The sequence below is a fragment of the Amycolatopsis sp. CA-161197 genome, from assembly GCF_050942255.1.
GTDB lineage: Bacteria > Actinomycetota > Actinomycetes > Mycobacteriales > Pseudonocardiaceae > Amycolatopsis.
In genome coordinates this window covers 9,400,380-9,418,879 of sequence record NZ_CP192059.1, presented here as the reverse complement: position 1 = coordinate 9,418,879, position 18,500 = coordinate 9,400,380, and the positions used below count along the sequence as shown (strand labels likewise).

Sequence of the window (18,500 nt, the reverse complement as noted above, 5' to 3'; positions counted from 1 at the left end):
AGACCCCTTGACCGAGACCACCGACGCTGCGACCCGCGAGCAGCAGGCGCTGATCGACTCGCTGCCGCCGGACTTCCGGTGGGGCGTGGCGACGGCCGCGTACCAGATCGAGGGCGCGGTGGCCGAAGACGGGCGCACACCGTCCATTTGGGACACTTTCTGCCGGGTCCCGTGGGCGATCGACAACAACGACAACGGCGACGTCGCGTGCGACCACTACCACCGCATGCCCGAGGACGTGGGACTCGTCAAGGAGCTCGGCGCCGACACCTACCGCTTCTCCGTCGCGTGGCCGCGGGTGCAGCCGCACGGCAAGGGCCCGGTGAACGAGGCCGGGATCGGGTTCTACGACCGGCTCGTGGACGAGCTGCTGGCCAAGGACCTCGCGCCGTGGCTCACGCTGTACCACTGGGATCTGCCGCAGGAGCTTGAAGACGCGGGCGGCTGGCCGGCGCGTGACACGGCCTACCGGTTCGCCGACTACTCGATGCTGGTGTTCGACCGGCTTTCCGACCGGGTGCGGCACTGGACCACGCTGAACGAGCCGTGGTGCTCCGCGATGCACGGTTACGTGCACGGCGTGATGGCCCCGGGCCGTCGCGACTTCGCGGCCGGCATGAAGGCCATCCACCACCTGCTGCTCGGCCACGGCCTGGCCACCCAGCGCATGCGCGAGGCCGCGCCCGAGGGCACGCAGTTCGGCATCACGCTCAACATGGGCACGTCCGACGCGGCGTCGGACAGCGAGCTCGACCGCGAGGCCGCGCGCAACGCCGACGGCATGGGCGTGCGCGTCTACCTCGACCCGCTGGTGCGTGGCTCTTACCCCGCGGATGTTGTCGAGGACATGGCCGTCCGTGGTGCCGCACTGCCGATTGAGGACGGTGACCTGGCGATCATCTCGACCCCGCTGGACTTCCTGGGCGTGAACTACTACTTCGGCCAGCAGTACTCCGGCGTCGACGAGCAGGGCCGCAGCGTCGGCGAGGACGGCTTCCCGGTGCAGCGCGCCGTGCCGTTCGGCGAGCCGACCACGGCGATGGGCTGGGAGATCCTGCCGGGCAAGTTCACCGAGCTGCTCACCCGCCTCGGCCGCGACTACCCCGGTTTGCCCATGTACATCACCGAAAACGGCTCCGCCTTCGACGACGCGCCCGACGCGTCCGGCTTCGTGCGCGACGAGGGCCGCACGGCGTACCTCGCTTCGCACCTGGCCGCGGTGGCCGCCGCGAGGTTGGAGGGGGTGGACATCCGGGGCTACTTCGCGTGGTCGCTGTTGGACAACTTCGAGTGGGCCTACGGCTACGCCAAGCGCTTCGGCCTGGTGCGCGTCGACTACGAGACGCAGGCACGCACGATCAAGCAGAGCGGGCTGTTCTACCGCGACACCGTTCGGCGGGTCCGCGGTTCCTGACTCACCCCGGGGGGTGACAAGAAGGGCGTCCGCGTTCGCGCGGGCGCCCTTCGGCTTTGCGCGAACTTCCTGTCGCGCGGCCGGGTTCCGGTGCCACGATGGCAGCGTTTCGCGTTAAGGAGCCGCACCGTGGACCAGACCCTGCTCGACGCCGAACACCGGCTCCAGGCCGCGCAGCTGGCCGGTGACGTCGCCGCTCTCGACGTACTGCTCGACGACCGGCTGACCTTCACGTTCGGTGAGGTGGTCGCCTCGAAGGCCGACGATCTGGCCGGTCACCGCGGTGGCAGCCAGGTCCTGTCCGAGCTCGTCGAGGAAGATCTGCGGGTGTTCTCCGAGGGAACGACCGGCGTCACGTGGTTCCTCGGCCGGCTGACGGGCTCGCTCGGCGGCGAGCCGTTCACCGCGCGGATGCGCTACACCCGCACCTGGCTGCGCACGGCGGACGGCTGGCGGGTGATCGCCGCGCACGCGAGTTACGCGTGACTCAGGAACTTCGCGGCGAATGCGGACAGCTCGTCCAGCCACTCCTGTGGATCGGCGCCGGCAGCGGAGACGACGACGCGAGTCACGCCTTCGGTGGCCAGCGCGTCGACCGCCTCCGGAGTCAGGTCCGTTGAGCCCCACCGCGTGTAGTCCGGCGCGGGGCGGCCCGACGCGGCCGCGGTCTCCCGGACGAGGTCGAACAGGGCGACGCGGTCCTCCGCGGTGAGTGACCCGCCGGGGAACCACCCGTCACCCCGGAGACCCGCCCGCCGCGCGGCCGCCCGGCTGGACCCGCCCACCCGAATCGGGATCGTCCCGACCGGCTTCGGGTAGCTGCACAACTCGTCGAATTCGACGAACTCTCCGTGATGGCTGACGCCTTCCGGACCGCCTGTCCACAGTAGACGGAGGACGTCGAGGGCCTCGTCCGCCCGACGGCCCCGCGTCCGGTAGTCCACCCCGGCCGCGGAAGCCTCGTGTGGCAACGCGCCGACGCCCACGGTGACCAGCCGCAGCCGGCCACCGGACAGGACGTCGAGCGTGGCCAGGCGCTTCGCCAACGTGACCGGCTGGTGGTACGGCAGCAACAGCACCCCGGTCCCGAGCAACAGCCGATCGGTGACCGCGGCGACGTGCGCGAGGCATTCGAGCGGGTCGGCGTACGGCAGCGTCGGCGGGATCTCCCACCCGCCGAGCTCGGCGCCCGGGCGCGACGCGAGGTGCTCGGGCAGGAGGAGGCCTTCGAAGCCGCACGCCTCCGCGTGGCGAGCGAAGGCGACGAGGCCCTCCAGCCCGTGGAACGCCGGGTTGTAGCTGACCGCGAACCGCATTCGTGCCTCCGCTCGAGTGGATGGCGGAGACGCTAAACGTTGCCGTGCGCGGCAAGGCAAGCCCGAAGATCACCCGGGCGAGGGTAAGGCTGTCCCCACCCCGCCGACGCCAGCGCACACCATGGTCGCGGCACCCCCGCCGGACCTACGTTCGGAGAGCATCAGGCGACGAGCGAGGGAGAGTGGCCATGACGGCGGGGACGGATCTGCGACCACCGCGGGTGCCGGCGCAGCAGCCGCGTACGACGAAGAAGCGCCGCCCGTGGATCGGGGTGCTGGGGCTGGTCGTGGTGGCCTTCCTGGCGTACTCGCTGCCGCCGTACCTCGCGCTCGACCCGGCGCAGTCGCGGGTCCCGGCGCCGGCCGGCTTCGGCGCGCACTACTGGTTCCTCGTGGGCCACGTGGTGTTCGGCTCGATCGCCATGATCTGCGCGGTCGTCCAGATCTGGCCGTGGATCCGCCGCCGCTTCCCGGTGCTGCACCGCTACGCCGGCCGCGCCTACGTCTTCGGCGGCGTGCTGCCTTCCGGCGCGATGGCCCTGACGATCGGCGCCGCCAGCCCCTTCGGCCCCGCCACGCGAGCCAGCGACGTCATGCTGGCGGTCATCTGGATCGGCTGCACCTGGTCCGGCTACCGCGCCGCCCGCGACCGCCGCTTCGGCGACCACCGGCGCTGGATGATCCGCAGCTTCGCGCTGACCATGTCGATCATCCTCAACCGCCTCATCTCACCGATCGCGATCGTCATCCTGGAACCCCAGCTGCCCACCACCTTCGGCGGCAGCGAGACCGCGCTCATGCAGTCCGTCGCGGCCATCGCCGCGTGGGTCAGCTGGACAGTCGCCCTGGTCGGCGCCCAGCTGTGGCTGGAACGCAAACCGAAGAAGGCCGTCGCCGCCTAGGCTCGGCCCGCTCCACCCGTCCAGGAACGCCGGCGAGGACGACTTTCTCGGCCTCGCCGGCCGGCTCCGTCCCACACTCGACCTGGTCGTCCACTACTTCCCTTCGCCGTCCGATGTGGACGGGGCCGAGGTCGTCCACCGCGTCGACGCCTCCGCTGGCTCCGGTGGCGAGCTCACCGCGCGGCCGGCCGAGCGGATCGTCGACCTCGTCGCCCGGGCGGCGCATCCGTCGGCGCAGGACGTGTTCCGGCCGGAGACCGCCTTGCACGCCATCCGCCTCACGGCCGACCTTGAACGGGCCGCCGGGTGCGCCGTCCTCACCGCGACGCAGGTCACGCTGTGGGCCGCCGCCCGCCTCGTCGGGTGGGGCCCGCTGCCGAGGGCGCCGGCCCACTTTTCCGTCCCTCGCCGGCGACCTCCGCCTAACGCGGCAGGTTCTCCGCGAACAGCCCCGCCAACGCGTCCCAGTGGCGCTCGGCGGCCGCGCTGTCGTAGGTGTCGTTGTCCGGCACCGCGAAGCCGTGCTTGGCGGGGTACGTCTCCAGCGTGTGCCGGACACCCGCGCTGACGAACGCCCCGCGCAGCCGGTCGAACTGCTCGGGCGGGAACGCGCTGTCGTTCTCCGCCGCTGCGACCAGCACGGACGCGCGCATCCGGCCGGCCAGCAGGTGCGGGCTGTCGGGGTCGTCGGCGGCGAGGTTGCCGCCGTGGAACGACGCGGCGGCCGCCACCCGCGTCGGGTGATGAGCTGCGGCCCACAGCGAGAACCGGCCACCCATGCAGTACCCGGTCGTCCCCACCGGCGAGCCCGCGACCTCACCGCGCCCCGCGAGGAAGTCGAGGTACGCGCCCGTGTCGCGCACCGCCATCTCCGCCGTCACGCTCCGCGCGAGCCGCGTGAGGCGTTCGCGCTCCTCGGGGACGGTGAACACCGTGGTGACATCGAACGGCGCGTACGGCGTGCGGTAGTAGCCGTCCGGCAGGAGGACGACGTACCCGAGCGCGCAGAGCCGGTCGGCCATCTCGGCGAAGGTCTCGCGGACCCCGGCCGCGTCGGCATACAGGATCACCGCGGGCCCTGCGCTCAGCGGCGTGTGCAGCGTGGCCGTGCAGAGGCCGTCCGGCGTGGTGATGGTGACCGCGATCCTCGACATGTCGCCGAAACTACCGGTCACGCGGGCGTCGCGGAGCCGGTATCGCGCTGAGCGGAAACTTCAGGACCGCAGCGACCTCGCGATGATCGTCCGCTGGATCTCCGACGCGCCCTCGTAGATGCGCGGCGCGCGGACCTCCCGGTACAGGTGCTCCAGCAGGTGCCCGCGACGCAGCGCCCGAGCGCCGTGCAGCTGCACCGCCGAGTCGACGACGTACTGCGCCGACTCCGTCGCGAACAGCTTCGCCATCGCCGCCCGGCCGGCCAGGCCCGTCTCGCCCGCGTCGTAGGCCGAAGCCGCGGCGTAGACCAGCAGCCGCGCCGCTTCGGTCCGTGTCGCCATTTCCGCCAGCGTGTGCGCGACGGTCTGCTGCTTCGCCAGCGGCCCGCCGAACGCGATGCGCTCGCCCGTGTACGCCACGGTCGCGTCGAGAGCGGCCTGCGCCATCCCCACCGCGAACGCCCCGACGCTCGGGCGGAACAGGTCCAGCGTCCGCATCGCGACGGCGAAACCGCGGTTCTCGTCGCCCAGTAGCTCGTCGCGGTGCACGCGTACGCCGTCGAACTCCAGAGTGCCGATCGGGTGCGGGCTCACCAGGTCGAGGTGCTCGCCGGTCAGGCCCGCGCGGTCGCCCGGCACGACGAACGCGCTCACGCCCCGCGAGCCGGCGTCCGGTGTGGTGCGGGCGAAAACCGTGTAGAAGTCGGCCTCGGGAGCGTTGGAGATCCACATCTTCTGCCCCGTGAGCCGCCAGCCGTCGCCGTCGGCCTCGGCCGCCAGCTGCAGCGCGGCGGCGTCGGAACCGGCGTCGGGCTCGGTCAGCGCGAACGCGGCCACTGCGTCACCCGCTGCCACAGCCGGCAGCCAGCGCGCGACCTGTTCGTCCTTTCCGGACTGCAGCACCGGGTAACTTCCCAAGCCCTGCAACGCGAGCGCCGTCTCGGCCTCGGTGTTCACGGACGCCAGCGCTTCGCGCAGCAGGCACAGGTCGAACGCCGCGGCCTGGCGCGTCGGGTTTCCCGCCGAGACGCCGGGGAACAGCCGCGCCAGCAGGCCGTGCGAGCCCATCGCCTTGAGCAGCGGCCGGTTCACCGCGCCTTCCTCGCCGGCCTCGGCGAGCGGCCGCAGCTGCTCCGCGGCGATCGTGCGGACCGAGGCGGTGAAGGCCTGCTGTTCGGGCGTCAGTGCGAAGGCGTTCATCAGTCCCTTTCCGGTCGCCAGCGGGCGTGCGCGGTCTGGTGCCCGCCGGTGCGTACGAGTTCCAGCCGCGGCTCGGGCCCGTCGGTGCGGCCCGTCTGCGGCCGGCGCTTCCCGGCCGCCCACGGCTTCGGCCACGGCATCACGTAGTCCTGCTCCGCCGCCGCGTGCAACGTCCACTGTGGATCGTAGAGGTGCGTCCGCCCCAACGCGCACAGGTCGGCGCGGCCGGCGAGGATGAGCGCGTTCATGTCGTCGTACGAGGAGATCGCGCCGACGGCGATCACGGCGATGCCGTACTTGCGCCCCACCTCGTTGCGGATCCGGTCGGCGTAGGGCGTCTGGTAGCTGCGCCCGAACTTCGGCTTCTCCTCGCTCACGACCTGCCCGGTCGACACGTCGACCGCGGCGGCGCCGTGCTCGGCGAACGCGGCGGCGATGGCGACGGCGTCGTCGGCCTCGATCCCGCCGGCGGACCAGTCGTCGGCCGAGATGCGGACCGTCATCGGCCGCTCGGCCGGCCACACCGCGCGCACCGCGTCGAACACTTCCAGCGGGAACCGCAGCCGGTTCTTCAGCGAGCCGCCGTACTGGTCCGTCCGCTGGTTCGTGAGCGGCGAGATGAACGACGACAGCAGGTACCCGTGCGCGCAGTGCAGTTCCAGCAGGTCGAACCCGGCGCGAGCCGCCGAGCGCGCCGAAGCCACGAACTGCTCGCGGATCTCGGCCAGCTCCTCGACACTCAGCTCACGCGGCGTCTGGCTGTCTGGCCGGTACGGCAACGGCGACGGCCCGCAGACCTCCCAGTTGCCCTCCGGCAACGGGTCGTCCATGCCTTCCCACATCAGCTTCGTCGAGCCCTTGCGCCCGGAATGGCCCAGCTGCAGTCCGATCTTCGCCGGCGTGCTGCCGTGCACGAAGTCGACGATGCGCTTCCAGGCCTGCTCCTGCTCGTCGTTGTACAGCCCGGGGCAGCCCGGCGTGATCCGCGCCTCGGGCGACACGCAGATCATCTCCGTCATCACCAGGCCGGCACCACCGAGCGCCTTGCCGCCCAGGTGCACCAGGTGGAAGTCGCCGGGCACGCCGTCGACGGCCACGTACATGTCCATCGGCGACACGATCACGCGGTTGGGCAGCTCGAGCTCACCGATCTTCACGGGCTGGAACATCGGCGGCGCGGGTGCCGTGCCCAGCGAGCGCGCGAACCACTCGTCGAGCTCCGTGGCGAACTCCGGGTCACGCAGCTTCAGGTTGTCGTAGGTGACGCGGCGGCTGCGGGTGAGCAGGTTGAACGCGAACTGCTCCGGCTCCTGGTGCGTGTACTGCGCGAGGTTCTCGAACCACTCCAGGCTCGCCTGCGCCGCGCGCTGCGTCGACTCGACGACCGGCTTGCGCTCGGCCTCGTACGCCGCCAGCGCCTTGGGCACGGTGTCCTGCTCGTGCAGGCACGCGACCAGCGCCAGCGCGTCCTCCATCGCCAGCTTCGTGCCGGAGCCGATGGAGAAGTGGGCGGTGTGCGCGGCGTCGCCGAGCAGCACCACGTTGTCGTGCACCCAGCTTTCGCAGCGCACGGTGCCGAAGGTGTTCCACTTCGAGTTGTTGGCCAGCACGTGGTGGTCGCCGAGGACGTCGGCGCACAGCTCGCGGATCAGCTCGATGGACTTCTCGTCGTTCTCGCCCGGCCCGAGGTCGGTGGCGGCGAGGGGCGCGAACGCCTGCTGCCACACGTCCTCGTGCAGCTCGAGGATGAACGTGCTGCCGTCGCGGCCGTAGGGGTAGCCGTGGATCTGCATGATCCCGTGGGGCGTTTCGAGCACGTGGAACTTGAAGGCGTCGAAGACCAGGTCGGTGCCGAGCCAGATGTAGCGGCAGCGGCGCGCCTCGACCGTCGGGCGGAACGAGTCGGCGAAGCGCCGGCGGACGCCCGAGTTGACGCCGTCGGAGGCGATCACGAGGTCGTAGTCGCGCGAGAGCTGCTCCGGGTCGGGGGCCTCGGTGCGGAAGCGCAGGTCGACGCCCAGCTCGCGGCATCGTTCCTGCAGGATCGCGAGCAGGCGTTTGCGGCTCATCGCGGCGAAGCCGTGGCCGCCGGACGTGTGGACCTCGCCGCGGTAGTGCACGTCGATGTCGTCCCAGCGCGCGAACTCGCGGCTCATGGCCTCGTGAACCTGCGCGTCGGCGTGCTCGATGCCGCCGAGTGTCTCGTCGGAGAACACCACGCCGAACCCGAAGGTGTCGTCCGGCGCGTTGCGTTCCCACACCGTGATCTCGTGGCCGGGCCCGAGCTGCTTTGCGAGGGCGGCGAAGTACAGGCCCGCCGGGCCGCCGCCGAGAACCGATATCCGCACGAGAGCCAGGATATGTCGTCTGACATACGATCGTCAAGAATGCGATACATGAGCTAGGCTTCCGCGCCATGGAGCGCATCAACCCGCCCGAGCTGGGCCGCCCGTCCGGTTTCTCCCACGCGGTGTCCGCAACCGGACAGCTCGTGTTCCTCGCCGGACAGACCGCTCTCGACACCGAGGGCAAGATCGTCGGCGACGGTGTGGTCGAGCAGTTCTCCCAGGCGCTGGGCAACCTGCTCACGGCCCTGCGCGCGGCCGGTGGCGAGCCCGCGGACCTGTGCAGCGTGACGATCTACATCGTCGACATGGACGACTACAAGGCCCACGCGCGCGAGATAGGCAAGGTCTGGAAGAGCCTCGCCGGCACCGAGTACCCCGCGATGGCCGGCATCGGCGTGAGCCGGCTGTGGGACGTCGAAGCGCTGGTGGAGGTGCAGGGGTTCGCGGTGCTCAGCCGCTGAGGACCTGCAGCAGGTACTCGCGGGCCGGGGCTTCGAGGCGTTCGTGGAGCGCGAAGAACACCTCGGCCGCGCGGATGCCGGACCAGTCGGCGGGCAGCAGCTCGGCGGGCAGGCCCGGGTCGAGGTACGGCATGCGCCGCCACCCGGTGAGCACGCGCACGTAGTCGGCGAAGGCCTCGTTGCCGGGCACGGTGCGCCGGCGCTTCCAACGGTCGAGCACGGGGGCGTGCTCGTCGAGGAACGCCGTGTACAGCTCGTCGAGCTGGTCGAGGTCCCACCACTCGCGCACCTTGTCCTGTGCGTTTCCGAACGCCAGGTGTTCGGCTCGGAACAGGTCGGCGTAACTCGCGAGACCGAGCCGGGTCAGCGCCTCGGCCGTCACCTGGTGCAGGTGCGCCGGCGCGATCCACACACCCGACGACGCCGTGCCGAACCCGAGCCGGGCCAGCTGCGTGCGCAGGACGTGGCGCTTGTGGCGCTCGGTCTCGGGCACGGAGAACACGGCGAGCAGCCAGCCGTCGGCCAGCGTCGCGCGGTCTCGGCGGAAGATGCGTTCGTCGCCTTCGCGCAGGATCGCCAGGGCGGTGTCCGACAGCTCGTAGCCGGCGGTCCCGTCGCGCCGCACGGCGTCGAGGATGCTCCGGCGTTTGAGGCGCGAGATCGACGAGCGCACCGCCGGCTCGTCGACGCCGAGCGCCGCGAGCAGGTCGATGAGCGACGCCACGGACAGCCAGCCACCCTCGACGCGGTGGTAGAAGCCGTATACGGACACGATCAGCTGCCGAGGCTGGGCGGCACGCCCGGCGTCGAGCTCGGTTGACTCCGGTACGGCCGTCACCCGGTCACCATAACAACCGCGGGCCGTGACTGCGGGTACCATTTCTCCCGCGATGGTGAACCTGGGTGAAGCACCGCTGTTCGGCCGGTTGACCCGCCGAGGCCGGCTCATGGCGAAACGCACCTGCGACCGCAGGGGCCACGCGTTCGCCCTCGGCCGGTTCCTCTTCCGCACCCCCACCGCCTGGGAATACGCCGCCGCCGTGGCCTCCGGCAGCGACCCGGCCGCCCAGCGCTGGCTCGGCTGGCTCGCGGATTCGGTCATCGCCGAGCCCTTGCGCTCCGAAGCCCTCCGCGTGACACCCGGCACCGGCCCGGCCTGGACCTACCCGGATCCGCAGTCCGTCGACATCGTTGCCATCGACCTCCGGGAGAACCGCTGCGCCGGGCTGGTCAGCGTCCACGCAGGGGAGAACGGCGGCCCCGAGACGGGCGGCTACCTCGCGCCGGCCTACCGCGGCCGCGGCCTGGGGCGGGATCTGTTCACGGCGGGGCTGCTGCTGGCGCACTCGCACCTCGGGCTGCCACGGGTCCGGGCCGGCGCCGAGGTGGGCAACGTGGCGAGCGGGCGGTCGCTGGAGGCGGCGGGGATGCGCCGGGCGGCCGGGCCGCCTCGGTACACGCTGCCGAACGGGCGGGTGAGTGAGGCCTGGTGGTACCAGCACGATGTGCCACGGCCGCATCGGTGTGAGGGACCGCAGGCGGAGTGGTTGTCGGTTTGAGGTGACGGCCAGGGCCCGGCGGCTGGGAAACTTCGGCCCGCACCGACGTTTCGCGGCCCTACCGTCCCAGTCATGGATTCCCGCGAGCTCCTCACCGATGCCCCCGTGCCGCCCGTCGAAGTGAACATGGCCTGGCTGCGCGCGATGGTCGCGAGGTTCAGTAGTGGCGAGGACCACACCAGGCGGCGAAAGCTGGTCATCGAGGAACTCGCCAACGCAGAGCCGGAAACCCTGCGCCAGGCGGCAGCAGCGAAGCCCCACCAAGGGCCGGTGGCAACACTCGCCGAGGTGCTCGGATTCGACGTCGACCCGGCAGACGTCGACAAAGTGGCAAAGGCCTACCAGCCCCACTTCCCCCAGACCGCCGAGGCGGACAAAGCCGTGGCAAGGCTGGTCGAAGCCCTGGGCCGGCCCGACGAACGAACCGCCGCCAAAGTCGGCCTGCTGGTCCAAGCCGCCGCCACCGAGAGCCTGATCGAGAACCCCCAAGGCCCGCCCGTCCCCACCACTCGACGCTGGGTCGACGGCGCCGAAGTGATCGTCGACCTGAAAGACTTCCCCTTCGGCATCGGCCCCCACGCCTGCCCGGGAGAAGCCCACGCCAAGGCCCTCGCCGAAGGAGCCCTCAGCAGCACTCGCCAGTGAACCCCTGCGAGTAGGTCTTCAAAGTGTCGATCACCAGCGCCCGCTCGCCGGGCGACAGTGGCGCCAGCGCGCGTTCCCAAGCGCGGGCGCCCGGGGCCAGCCAGGCGTCGACGGCGGCGCGCTGGGAGGGGCTGATGCTGACGATCGTGCGGCGGCGGTCGGTGGGGTCTTCGGTGCGGGCGAGCACGCCCTGGCGGGAGAGGTCGCCGATCATGAGGCTGGCGGTGGTGGGGGCGATCTCGAGGCGGCCGGCGAGCTCGGTGACGGTCATGGGGCCGTCGAACAGCAGAATGGACAGCAGGCACAGGTGGCGCGGCGCCAACGTCAGGTCCGCGAGCTCGGGGGGCACCGGGGCGCGCTTGCCGCGGCCGGCCAGGCGGGGCATGAGCAGCAGCAGCTCGCGCACGCCGTCCTCGAGGCTCGGTCCGGTGGTCATCCCGCTCCTTCGACCAGAACCACGCAAACACCTTGTCGCGCAAGAGGATACCTCGCGTTGACATCAGTTTTGCAAACAAAGTAAGTTTGGTCGCAAAACCAAACTGGAGGGACCCACCCCATGTCGGACTGGAACCAGCAGATCATCGACGAGTTCCGCGCCAACGAGGGCAAGGTGGGCGGGATGTTCGAGGGCGCGAACATGATCCTGGTGACCCACACCGGCGCGAAGAGCGGCACGCAGCGCGTCGCGCCCCTGGTCTACACCACCGACGGCGACGGCCGGTACGTCATCGCCGCGTCCAAGGGCGGCGCGGACACCAACCCGGACTGGTACCACAACCTCGTGGCCAACCCGAAGGTCACGCTGGAGATCGGCACCGAGAAGTTCGACGCCACCGCCAAGCTGATCGAGGACCGCGCCGAGCGCGACCGCCTCTTCGCCGGCATGGTCAAGCACATGCCCGGGTTCGCCGACTACGAGAAGAAGACCACCCGCCTGATCCCGGTCTTCGTGCTCGAGCGCTGAGCAAACAGCTCAGACGCCGGCCGGCACCGGCTTCGCGTCGGCAGGAACCGCGGCCCGTGCGGCTTTGCGGGCCTGCCGGCGCGTGAGCAGCCGTTTGCCGGTCGCGATCATCGGCTGCTCGACCCAGCGGTGGATCAGGTCGGCGATCGCGAGGTCGACCAGGAACACCGTCACGGCCGTGACCAGCCGGTTGTGACCCAGCGCCGGCACGGCCTGCACCACCACGAAGTGCACCGGGCCCTGCAGCAGGTACAGCGAGTACGACCGCTCGCCGACGAACCGCATCGGCGCCGTCGACAGCAGCCAGCGCGCCGGGCCCGGTGACAGCAGCACGATCAGCAGCAGCATGGTGACCAGCGCGTACGCGAGCAGCACCAGCAGGTTCTGCCGCGTCGCGACCCACAGCGGGTCGAGGTTCGCGTGCAGCACGAGGAACCCCGCGACGATCGGGATCGCGGCCAGCGGGTGCGTGAACGGCCGCAGCACGGCGAAGCTGCGCCGGTAGTGCAGCAGGATCGCGAGCAGGCAGCCGCCGAGCAGGATGGCGTAGTGGATGCTGGAGCGGTAGACGGCGGTCGGCGAGAAGTCGAGCAGCCAGCCGCCCTCGGTGGTCAGCGGCACGAGCGCGAGCAGCACGGCCATCGCCGCCAGCACCAGCGCGAGCTTGCGCCGCGCGGCGCCGATGCCGATCGCGACCAGCAGGAACGGCCACACCAGGTAGAACTTCTCCTCGATGCCCAGCGTCCACGAGCCGGAGAAGAAGTTGTCCGAGCCGTTGCCGTGCGAGCCGGGGAAGAACTCGTTGAGGAACGTCAGATAGTACTTCAGCGCGTGCGGGAAGTCGCGCGCGAGGAACTCGCCGCGCAGCAGCACGAACGCGATGATCCCGCCGAGGATCACCAGGTACGGCGGCAGGATCCGGAACACGCGCCGCACGTAGAACCCGCTCAGCGAGATGCGTCCGGTGCGGTCCTGCTCGCGCAGCAGCAGCGTCGTGATCAGGAACCCCGACAGCACGAAGAAGATGTAGACGCCCACCCAGCCCGACGGCCACACGAACTCCGGCCCGGCGAAGTGGAAGAACACGACGATCGTCGCGGCGATGGCGCGCAGGCCGTCGAGGCCGGGGAACCTGCGCATGCCGAGGTACTCGTCATGGCTCATCGTTCGCAAGAAATCGACCCCAATCGCCTGGCTGCGGTGGGAGTATAGGTGGACGATCATGGGCACCCGCGCGGCGGGCCCACGCCCGTGACCTGCGATTACTCTGGGTGGTGGGTGCTGTGGCGCTGCTGGTGATCCTGGTCGGGGCTGTGCTCGTGGTGATCGGCGTCGCCGCCGCACTCGACCTCCGGGCCCGCCGCCGCGGCCGGCGCGCCGCCGAAGACGGCTGGGACGCGCTCAAGGAGACGCGCCGCGATTTCCACGCCGCCGAGGTCGCGCGCTACCAGAGCAGCGACCTCACTTGGCTCGACCGCGTCCGCCGGAACAAACGCTGACGGCCGGCGGACCCGAGCGGGATCCACCGGCCGTCTGCGAGAGAACTAGCAGCCCTCGCCGATCCGGCCGGCGTAGCGCTGCTTCCACGTCGAGTCGCCCTCGACCGTGATGACCACGTCGTAGTAGCCGTTCTCGGTCGGCCAGTTCACGATCGCCGGCAGCACGCCGAGCACCGTGAAGGTCTTCGTCCCGCCGCTGAAGTCGTTCGCCGTCAGCTTGTAGTACATCGGCTTGAGCAGGTTGTCGTTGTGCAGCGTGAAGCGCACGTGCTGCTCCCGCACCAGCAGCGTCGGCTGCAGCAGGTCGGCGTCCACGCGCGGGTCGTGCCCGGACGAGGTGACCTTGCCCGCGAACGAGCGCACGAAACCGTCGTTGGAGTAGATCGAGAACGCGTACTCGCCGCCGGTGGCGGAGGTGTCCCAGGTGTAGGACTGCGACTTGCGTTCGGTGACCGTGAACGGCGTGCTGGTGAACGGCTTGAGCTTGTCCGGGAAGACCTGGAAGCTCACGGCCTTGCCCTTGTCGCCGCCGGCCAGCGTCAGCTTCGCCGTGACGTGGCCCTTGTGGTCCTGCGTGACCGTGGCGTGCGGGTGGAAGTTCAGCGGCCGCGGCTTCATGTGGCCGGCCGCGACCTTCACCGGCTGCTCGGCCGTCGGGTCCGCGAACGTCGCCGGCCCCGTCTGCGGGTGGGCGAAGTCGAGCGCGCTCGTCAGGTCACCCGCGATCGAGCGGCGCCAGTCGCTGATGTTGGGGCAGGTGAACGGCTTGCCGAGGTGCGCCGCCCACTTCTCCAGGAACTTGATCGTCGAGGTGTGGTCGAAGACCTCCGAAGCGACGTAGCCACCGCGCGACCACGGCGAGACCAGCAGCATCGGCACGCGCGGGCCGAAGCCGAGCGGGTACGAGCCGGTGTACTCGCCTTCGGTGCCGGCCTCGGGCCACGGCGGGAGCACGTGGTCGAACTTCCCGTCGTTCTCGTCGTAGTTGAGGATGAACAGCGTGTGGTTCCAGATGTCCGGGTTGCTCTGCAGGATCGAGAGCACCTCCTGGACGTAGCGCTCGCCGTGCAGCGTGTCGGCGTCCGGGTGCTCGGACCAGCCGTAGGGCGCGACGATCCACGAGACGGCCGGCAGCGGGTGCTCGGCGCCCGGCTGGCAGGCGTCGCGGAAGTCCTTGAGGACGGCGTGCAGGTTGGCGTCGGAGTCGTCGTTCGGGGTGGTCTTGCCGGCGTAGTAGGTGGCGTTGCCGCGCCAGATCAGGCCGGTGCCGGGCTGCAGCTTCGGGTCCAGCGGGCTGAGGCCGTTGGGCTCGAAGCCCTTGAAGTACTTGAGTTCGTTGTCGCCGTAGTCGCCGATCCACGAGCTGAGGTAGCCCTGGCGGCCGTTGCCGCTGTTGTCGGAGTAGAGGCGCCAGTCGATGCCGGCCTGCTGCAGCTGCTCGGGCACGGTGATCCACGGGCGGCTGTAGTTCGACTCGTCGGTGTTGCCGGTCTCGGTGTTCGACGTGCCGCTCCACAGGTATTTGCGGTTCGGGTCGGTCGGGCCGAACTCGGAGCAGAAGTTCTGGTCGGCGATCGTGTACTGGGCCGCCACCGAGTGGTAGAAGCTCATGTAGCCGTCGCTGTGGTAGTTCATGCAGCTGGCGCCGTTGTGCTGCACCCACTGGTCCCAGCTGCGGTGCGCGACGTCGCCCCAGGCACCGTGGTCGTTGCCCCACATGCCGTCGTCGACCTTCGGCGTCACGATGGCGCCGGTCTTGTCCTTCTGCTGGAAGACGGTGGTGCCGTCCTGGAACTTCAGCGCCTGCTTGTCGTTGAAGCCGCGCACGCCGGGGAACGTGCCGAAGTAGTGGTCGAGCGAACGGTTCTCCTGCATCAGGATCACGACGTGCTTCAGGTCGGACATGTCGCCTCTGAACCCTCTGGGCAAGCCGTTCTTGCCCAGGGTCGCGGCGCTCGCGGGGCCGGCGTCGGCGATCCCGCCGAACATCAGGGCTCCGGCGGCGACGCCCGCGCCCTGCAGGAACCGGCGGCGGGTGGGGCCGGCTTCGGGCTCGGGGGTGGGGGTGGTGGGGTCGGCGGACAAGGTACAACTCCTCACGCGGGGGTGGTGTCGACCGTCGATCCAATCCAGCCGACACCAACGCCGCGTGAACACCTGCGAAGCGATCACTGGCAGGCGGCCGACGGTTGAGGGCACACGGTCCCACGAGCCCGCGCCGAGTGTCCGAAACCGCACAAAACGCCCAGTTTTGGTCAGGCGTTTTCGGGTGTGCGGATCGAGTGGAGAACGGGCAACCGCCGCGATGAGAAGAACCGGCCGGCGAACTCACCGGGGAAATGAATTCGCCGGCCGCGGTTTCAGGAAATCAGTTGTACCAGTCGAGCAGTGTCGGCAACAGGGAAACGCTCTTCACGCGCACCTGCGGTTCGCCGAGCACATTTCCCCACGGCACGGTCATGTGCCCGGAAACGCCGCAGCCGATGTCGAACCAGCCGCCCTTCGGGTGTGCCGAGTCGAATCCCCAGCCCTGCACGCAGGCGGTCTGGTTGTTCGTCACGGTGAAGCTGTAACCCTGCTTGCGGCCCGGCGAGCCGAACACGCTGCAGCCCGAGTGCGACGCCTTGCTCCAGACCTGCGGCGCGCCGCCCGCCTGGTGGGCGCCCGAACACGCATTGGCCGACTGCGGTGCCGCCTCGGCTGTGGCGCCGGTGAGCAGCACGCCCCCGGCGACTGCGGCCGCGGCGACGACCGCGCCGAGCCGGGAAAAACGGCGCGAAGAATCCTGAATACCCATTCGCGGTGAACCTTCCCAGTAGTGCCAGCCCCCAGAATTCGACTGGCCTGGCGCAAATCTACTCAGAGCGCGAGCGGCGTCGAGGGCTCCGGTGAAAACTTAAGATCGACTTAGGAGAACGGCTGGCCGTACACGAAACTGCGCAGCCGGCCTGTTGCGGTGAGCGGGACGAACAGTTTGTCGTGAGCCGCGCGCACGGGGTCCGGGCCAGATTCGTCCAAAACGGACAGGGCGCGGATCGTGTAACGCGATTCGGGCGTGAAGTCCGGGGCCGTCGACCGGGTGTAGGCGCCGCCGAGGAGGTCGATGATCAGCACGGTCGGCACGGGCGCGCCGGGGCCGGCGTGCTCCAGGATCGCGTCGATCGTGGGGTCGGGCAGCTGCGCGACCACGCGGTTGTCGCCGAGGTACGCGTGGGGGTGCGGCGGCTCGGCGGCGATGGAGCCGGAGTCGGTGAACAGCATGGTGTCGAGCGTGTCCACGAGCGGTCCCAGCGCGCGCAGGGGAGCGACGAGCCGCGGGCCGTCGTCGCCGAGGTAGGCGACGCGGACGTGGGCGATGTGCTTGCCGCGCAACGGTTCCGGCACCATCGGCAGGTCCGGGTAGGGGATCAGGGCGAGCGACGTGGTGAGCGTGTCGGGCTGGTCGGCGGTCCAGTCTCGCCAGGTGCGCAGGACGTCGGCCGGCTTCGGGGTGTCGAAGTAGAGGCCGCCGCCGTACAGGCCGGTCACGGGGACGAGCCCGAACTCCAGCGCGGTGATCACGCCGGCGCCGAGGTCGGTGGTGCGTTCGAGCGTGCCGTCGGCGGTCACGACGTCCGCGGAGCGCACCTGGTCGGAGGCGAGGCCGTAGCGGCGCCCGAGCAGGCTGAAGCCGCCGCCGAGCGTGTAGCCGACCACGCCGACGCCGGGCGCCGAACCGCTGAGCGGCGCGAGCCCGTGCTCGGCGGCGGCTTCGAGCACCTTGCCCCAGGTCGTGCCGGCCTCGACCCGGGCGACGGCGTCGACCGGGTCGATCTCGACGCCGGTCATGCGCCGCGTCGAGATCAGCACGCCGTCGGCCGGGGCGCGGAGGCCGTGACCGGTCGCCTGGACCGCCACGGGCAGGTCGCGGGCCGCGGCGTGGCGCACGGCCTCGGCGACGTCGTCGGCCGTGGTGGCGGCGACGACCAGCTTCGGCGTCGACTCGATGCCGGTCTGGAAACCGGCGATTTCCTCGCGGTAGCCGTCCTGGCCAGGGGTGAAGGTTTGCATGACCCCAGCGTGGCTCGGGGCGTTCGAGAAGTCCAAGAGATAGTGGTTCCGCTGGCTAGAATCAGCGCTTATGGAACTGCATCAGCTCGAGTACTTCGTGGCCGTCGCCGAGGAAGCCAACTTCACGCGCGCCGCCGCCCGGATGCACGTCGCGCAGCCCGGCGTCAGTGCGCAGATCCGGCGCCTGGAACGCGAGCTGGGGCAGCCGTTGTTCGACCGGTCGGGACGCGCGGTGCGGCTCACCGACGTCGGCGCCGCCGCGTTGCCCCACGCCCGCGCCGCGCTCGCCGCGGTGGCCGCTGTGCGCGAGACGGTCGCCGAGCACGAAGGTCTGGTCCGCGGGCAGGTGGCGATGGGGATCGTGACGTCGGCGGGACCGGTCGCGTTGCCCGATTTCCTGGCCGGCTTCGCCGAGCGGTACCCGGGTGTCGAGATCACCCTGGGCGAGGCCAATTCCGACGTGATGGTCGAAGCGCTGCGCGAAGGCCGCCTCGACGTCGCCGTGATCGGCCTCGCCGACGGCGTGCCCGCGGGCCTCGCCGCGCAGGTCGTGCTCGACGAGGCGGTCGTCGCCGTCACCGCGCCCGGCGACCCGCTGGCCTCACGCGACGAAGTGGCGTACTCCGACCTGGCCGGCCGCGGCCTGATCTGCCTGCCCAAGGGCACGGGCGTGCGCGGCGTCCTCGACCGCGCCTTCGCGACGGCGGGGGTCCACCCGCGCGTGACGATCGAGGCCAGCGACCCGAACGTGCTGGCCCAGCTGGCGATGCGCGGCCTCGGCGTGGCGATCGTGCCGGAGTCCCTCGCGCGGTACCACGCCACCGAGCTGCACACGCTGCAGCTGCGGCCTCGGCTGCGCGGTCAGCTCGCGCTGGCGTGGCGGGCCGACGGTCCGAGCGGTCCCGCCGCGCGCACGTTGATCGAGTTCGCGCGTTCGGTGCTCTAGCCGCCTCCCTCGGGTCCGGCTTCAGTGTCGGTCTGCTGACAG

At 70.7% G+C, this 18,500-nt stretch carries 19 protein-coding genes; 9 read left to right on the top strand and 10 right to left on the bottom strand.

Features of this window, described 5'->3' with window-relative positions:
• The first annotated feature begins 7 nt into the window (after positions 1-7).
• Together ACQPXB_RS44695 and ACQPXB_RS44690 are read left to right on the top strand one after the other, a co-directional pair.
• The gene (locus ACQPXB_RS44695) at positions 8-1,414 is read left to right on the top strand and encodes a GH1 family beta-glucosidase (RefSeq protein WP_432848029.1); all 1,407 of its coding nucleotides are present in this window, start codon (positions 8-10) and stop codon (positions 1,412-1,414) included.
• 129 nt (positions 1,415-1,543) lie between these two features.
• The gene (locus ACQPXB_RS44690; protein WP_432848027.1) at positions 1,544-1,900 is read left to right on the top strand and encodes a nuclear transport factor 2 family protein; all 357 of its coding nucleotides are present in this window, start codon (positions 1,544-1,546) and stop codon (positions 1,898-1,900) included.
• Here ACQPXB_RS44690 and ACQPXB_RS44685 read toward each other — a convergent pair.
• The gene (locus tag ACQPXB_RS44685; protein ID WP_432848025.1) at positions 1,891-2,730 is read right to left on the bottom strand and encodes a TIGR03619 family F420-dependent LLM class oxidoreductase; all 840 of its coding nucleotides are present in this window, start codon (positions 2,728-2,730) and stop codon (positions 1,891-1,893) included. The two genes, ACQPXB_RS44690 and ACQPXB_RS44685, sit on opposite strands and share 10 nt — an antisense overlap.
• 188 nt (positions 2,731-2,918) lie before the next feature.
• Here ACQPXB_RS44685 and ACQPXB_RS44680 point away from each other — a divergent pair, with 188 nt between their 5' ends.
• Positions 2,919-3,632: a DUF2306 domain-containing protein gene (locus ACQPXB_RS44680; protein ID WP_432848023.1), complete on the top strand. Its 714-nt coding sequence runs from the start codon at positions 2,919-2,921 to the stop codon at positions 3,630-3,632.
• A 422-nt stretch (positions 3,633-4,054) separates the two neighbouring features.
• Here the strand turns inward: ACQPXB_RS44680 and ACQPXB_RS44675 are convergent, their stop codons facing one another.
• The 3 genes from ACQPXB_RS44675 to ACQPXB_RS44665 are packed head-to-tail and all read right to left on the bottom strand — an operon-like array spanning position 4,055 to position 8,334.
• Positions 4,055-4,786, bottom strand: a complete 732-nt coding sequence (locus tag ACQPXB_RS44675) for a dienelactone hydrolase family protein (protein WP_432848021.1) — start codon at positions 4,784-4,786, stop codon at positions 4,055-4,057.
• A 60-nt stretch (positions 4,787-4,846) separates the two neighbouring features.
• Positions 4,847-5,986, bottom strand: a complete 1,140-nt coding sequence (locus tag ACQPXB_RS44670) for an acyl-CoA dehydrogenase family protein (protein ID WP_432848019.1) — start codon at positions 5,984-5,986, stop codon at positions 4,847-4,849.
• Positions 5,986-8,334, bottom strand: coding sequence for a bifunctional salicylyl-CoA 5-hydroxylase/oxidoreductase (locus ACQPXB_RS44665; protein WP_432848017.1), 2,349 nt, complete (start codon positions 8,332-8,334; stop codon positions 5,986-5,988). The genes ACQPXB_RS44670 and ACQPXB_RS44665 overlap by 1 nt, the downstream gene beginning before the upstream one ends.
• Before the next feature lie 68 nt (positions 8,335-8,402).
• On the opposite strand from ACQPXB_RS44665, the gene ACQPXB_RS44660 reads away from it, so the two are divergent.
• Positions 8,403-8,795: a RidA family protein gene (locus ACQPXB_RS44660; protein ID WP_386951023.1), complete on the top strand. Its 393-nt coding sequence runs from the start codon at positions 8,403-8,405 to the stop codon at positions 8,793-8,795.
• Here ACQPXB_RS44660 and ACQPXB_RS44655 read toward each other — a convergent pair.
• A complete protein-coding gene (locus tag ACQPXB_RS44655; protein WP_432848015.1) occupies positions 8,785-9,633 on the bottom strand; it encodes a PaaX family transcriptional regulator in 849 nt (282 codons plus the stop codon). The two genes, ACQPXB_RS44660 and ACQPXB_RS44655, sit on opposite strands and share 11 nt — an antisense overlap.
• A gap of 52 nt (positions 9,634-9,685) precedes the next feature.
• On the opposite strand from ACQPXB_RS44655, the gene ACQPXB_RS44650 reads away from it, so the two are divergent.
• Positions 9,686-10,354, top strand: a complete 669-nt coding sequence (locus tag ACQPXB_RS44650) for a GNAT family N-acetyltransferase (RefSeq protein ID WP_366584297.1) — start codon at positions 9,686-9,688, stop codon at positions 10,352-10,354.
• 72 nt (positions 10,355-10,426) lie between these two features.
• Positions 10,427-10,999: an oxidoreductase gene (locus tag ACQPXB_RS44645; protein ID WP_432848013.1), complete on the top strand. Its 573-nt coding sequence runs from the start codon at positions 10,427-10,429 to the stop codon at positions 10,997-10,999.
• Here the strand turns inward: ACQPXB_RS44645 and ACQPXB_RS44640 are convergent.
• Positions 10,980-11,435, bottom strand: a complete 456-nt coding sequence (locus ACQPXB_RS44640) for a MarR family winged helix-turn-helix transcriptional regulator (RefSeq protein WP_366584299.1) — start codon at positions 11,433-11,435, stop codon at positions 10,980-10,982. The two genes, ACQPXB_RS44645 and ACQPXB_RS44640, sit on opposite strands and share 20 nt — an antisense overlap.
• A 120-nt stretch (positions 11,436-11,555) precedes the next feature.
• Here ACQPXB_RS44640 and ACQPXB_RS44635 point away from each other — a divergent pair, with 120 nt between their 5' ends.
• Positions 11,556-11,963 (top strand): nitroreductase family deazaflavin-dependent oxidoreductase, encoded by a 408-nt coding sequence (locus ACQPXB_RS44635; RefSeq protein ID WP_366584300.1) that lies wholly within the window; start codon positions 11,556-11,558, stop codon positions 11,961-11,963.
• A 9-nt stretch (positions 11,964-11,972) separates the two neighbouring features.
• On the opposite strand, the gene ACQPXB_RS44630 is transcribed toward ACQPXB_RS44635, so the two are convergent.
• Positions 11,973-13,127, bottom strand: a complete 1,155-nt coding sequence (locus tag ACQPXB_RS44630; protein WP_366584301.1) for an acyltransferase family protein — start codon at positions 13,125-13,127, stop codon at positions 11,973-11,975.
• A gap of 119 nt (positions 13,128-13,246) precedes the next feature.
• Between ACQPXB_RS44630 and ACQPXB_RS44625 the strand changes: the two genes are divergently transcribed.
• Positions 13,247-13,462 (top strand): hypothetical protein, encoded by a 216-nt coding sequence (locus ACQPXB_RS44625; protein WP_366584302.1) that lies wholly within the window; start codon positions 13,247-13,249, stop codon positions 13,460-13,462.
• Positions 13,463-13,507: 45 nt separating this feature from the next.
• On the opposite strand, the gene ACQPXB_RS44620 is transcribed toward ACQPXB_RS44625, so the two are convergent.
• The 3 genes from ACQPXB_RS44620 to ACQPXB_RS44610 form a co-directional block, all read right to left on the bottom strand.
• Positions 13,508-15,547 (bottom strand): alkaline phosphatase family protein, encoded by a 2,040-nt coding sequence (locus ACQPXB_RS44620; protein WP_432848010.1) that lies wholly within the window; start codon positions 15,545-15,547, stop codon positions 13,508-13,510.
• A 283-nt stretch (positions 15,548-15,830) separates the two neighbouring features.
• Positions 15,831-16,259 (bottom strand): hypothetical protein, encoded by a 429-nt coding sequence (locus ACQPXB_RS44615; protein ID WP_366584304.1) that lies wholly within the window; start codon positions 16,257-16,259, stop codon positions 15,831-15,833.
• A 110-nt stretch (positions 16,260-16,369) separates the two neighbouring features.
• Positions 16,370-17,512: an FAD-binding oxidoreductase gene (locus ACQPXB_RS44610; protein ID WP_432848008.1), complete on the bottom strand. Its 1,143-nt coding sequence runs from the start codon at positions 17,510-17,512 to the stop codon at positions 16,370-16,372.
• A gap of 70 nt (positions 17,513-17,582) precedes the next feature.
• Here ACQPXB_RS44610 and ACQPXB_RS44605 point away from each other — a divergent pair, with 70 nt between their 5' ends.
• Entirely contained in the window at positions 17,583-18,458 is an 876-nt protein-coding gene (locus ACQPXB_RS44605) for a LysR family transcriptional regulator (RefSeq protein ID WP_432848006.1), read from the top strand.
• Positions 18,459-18,500: the final 42 nt, after the last annotated feature.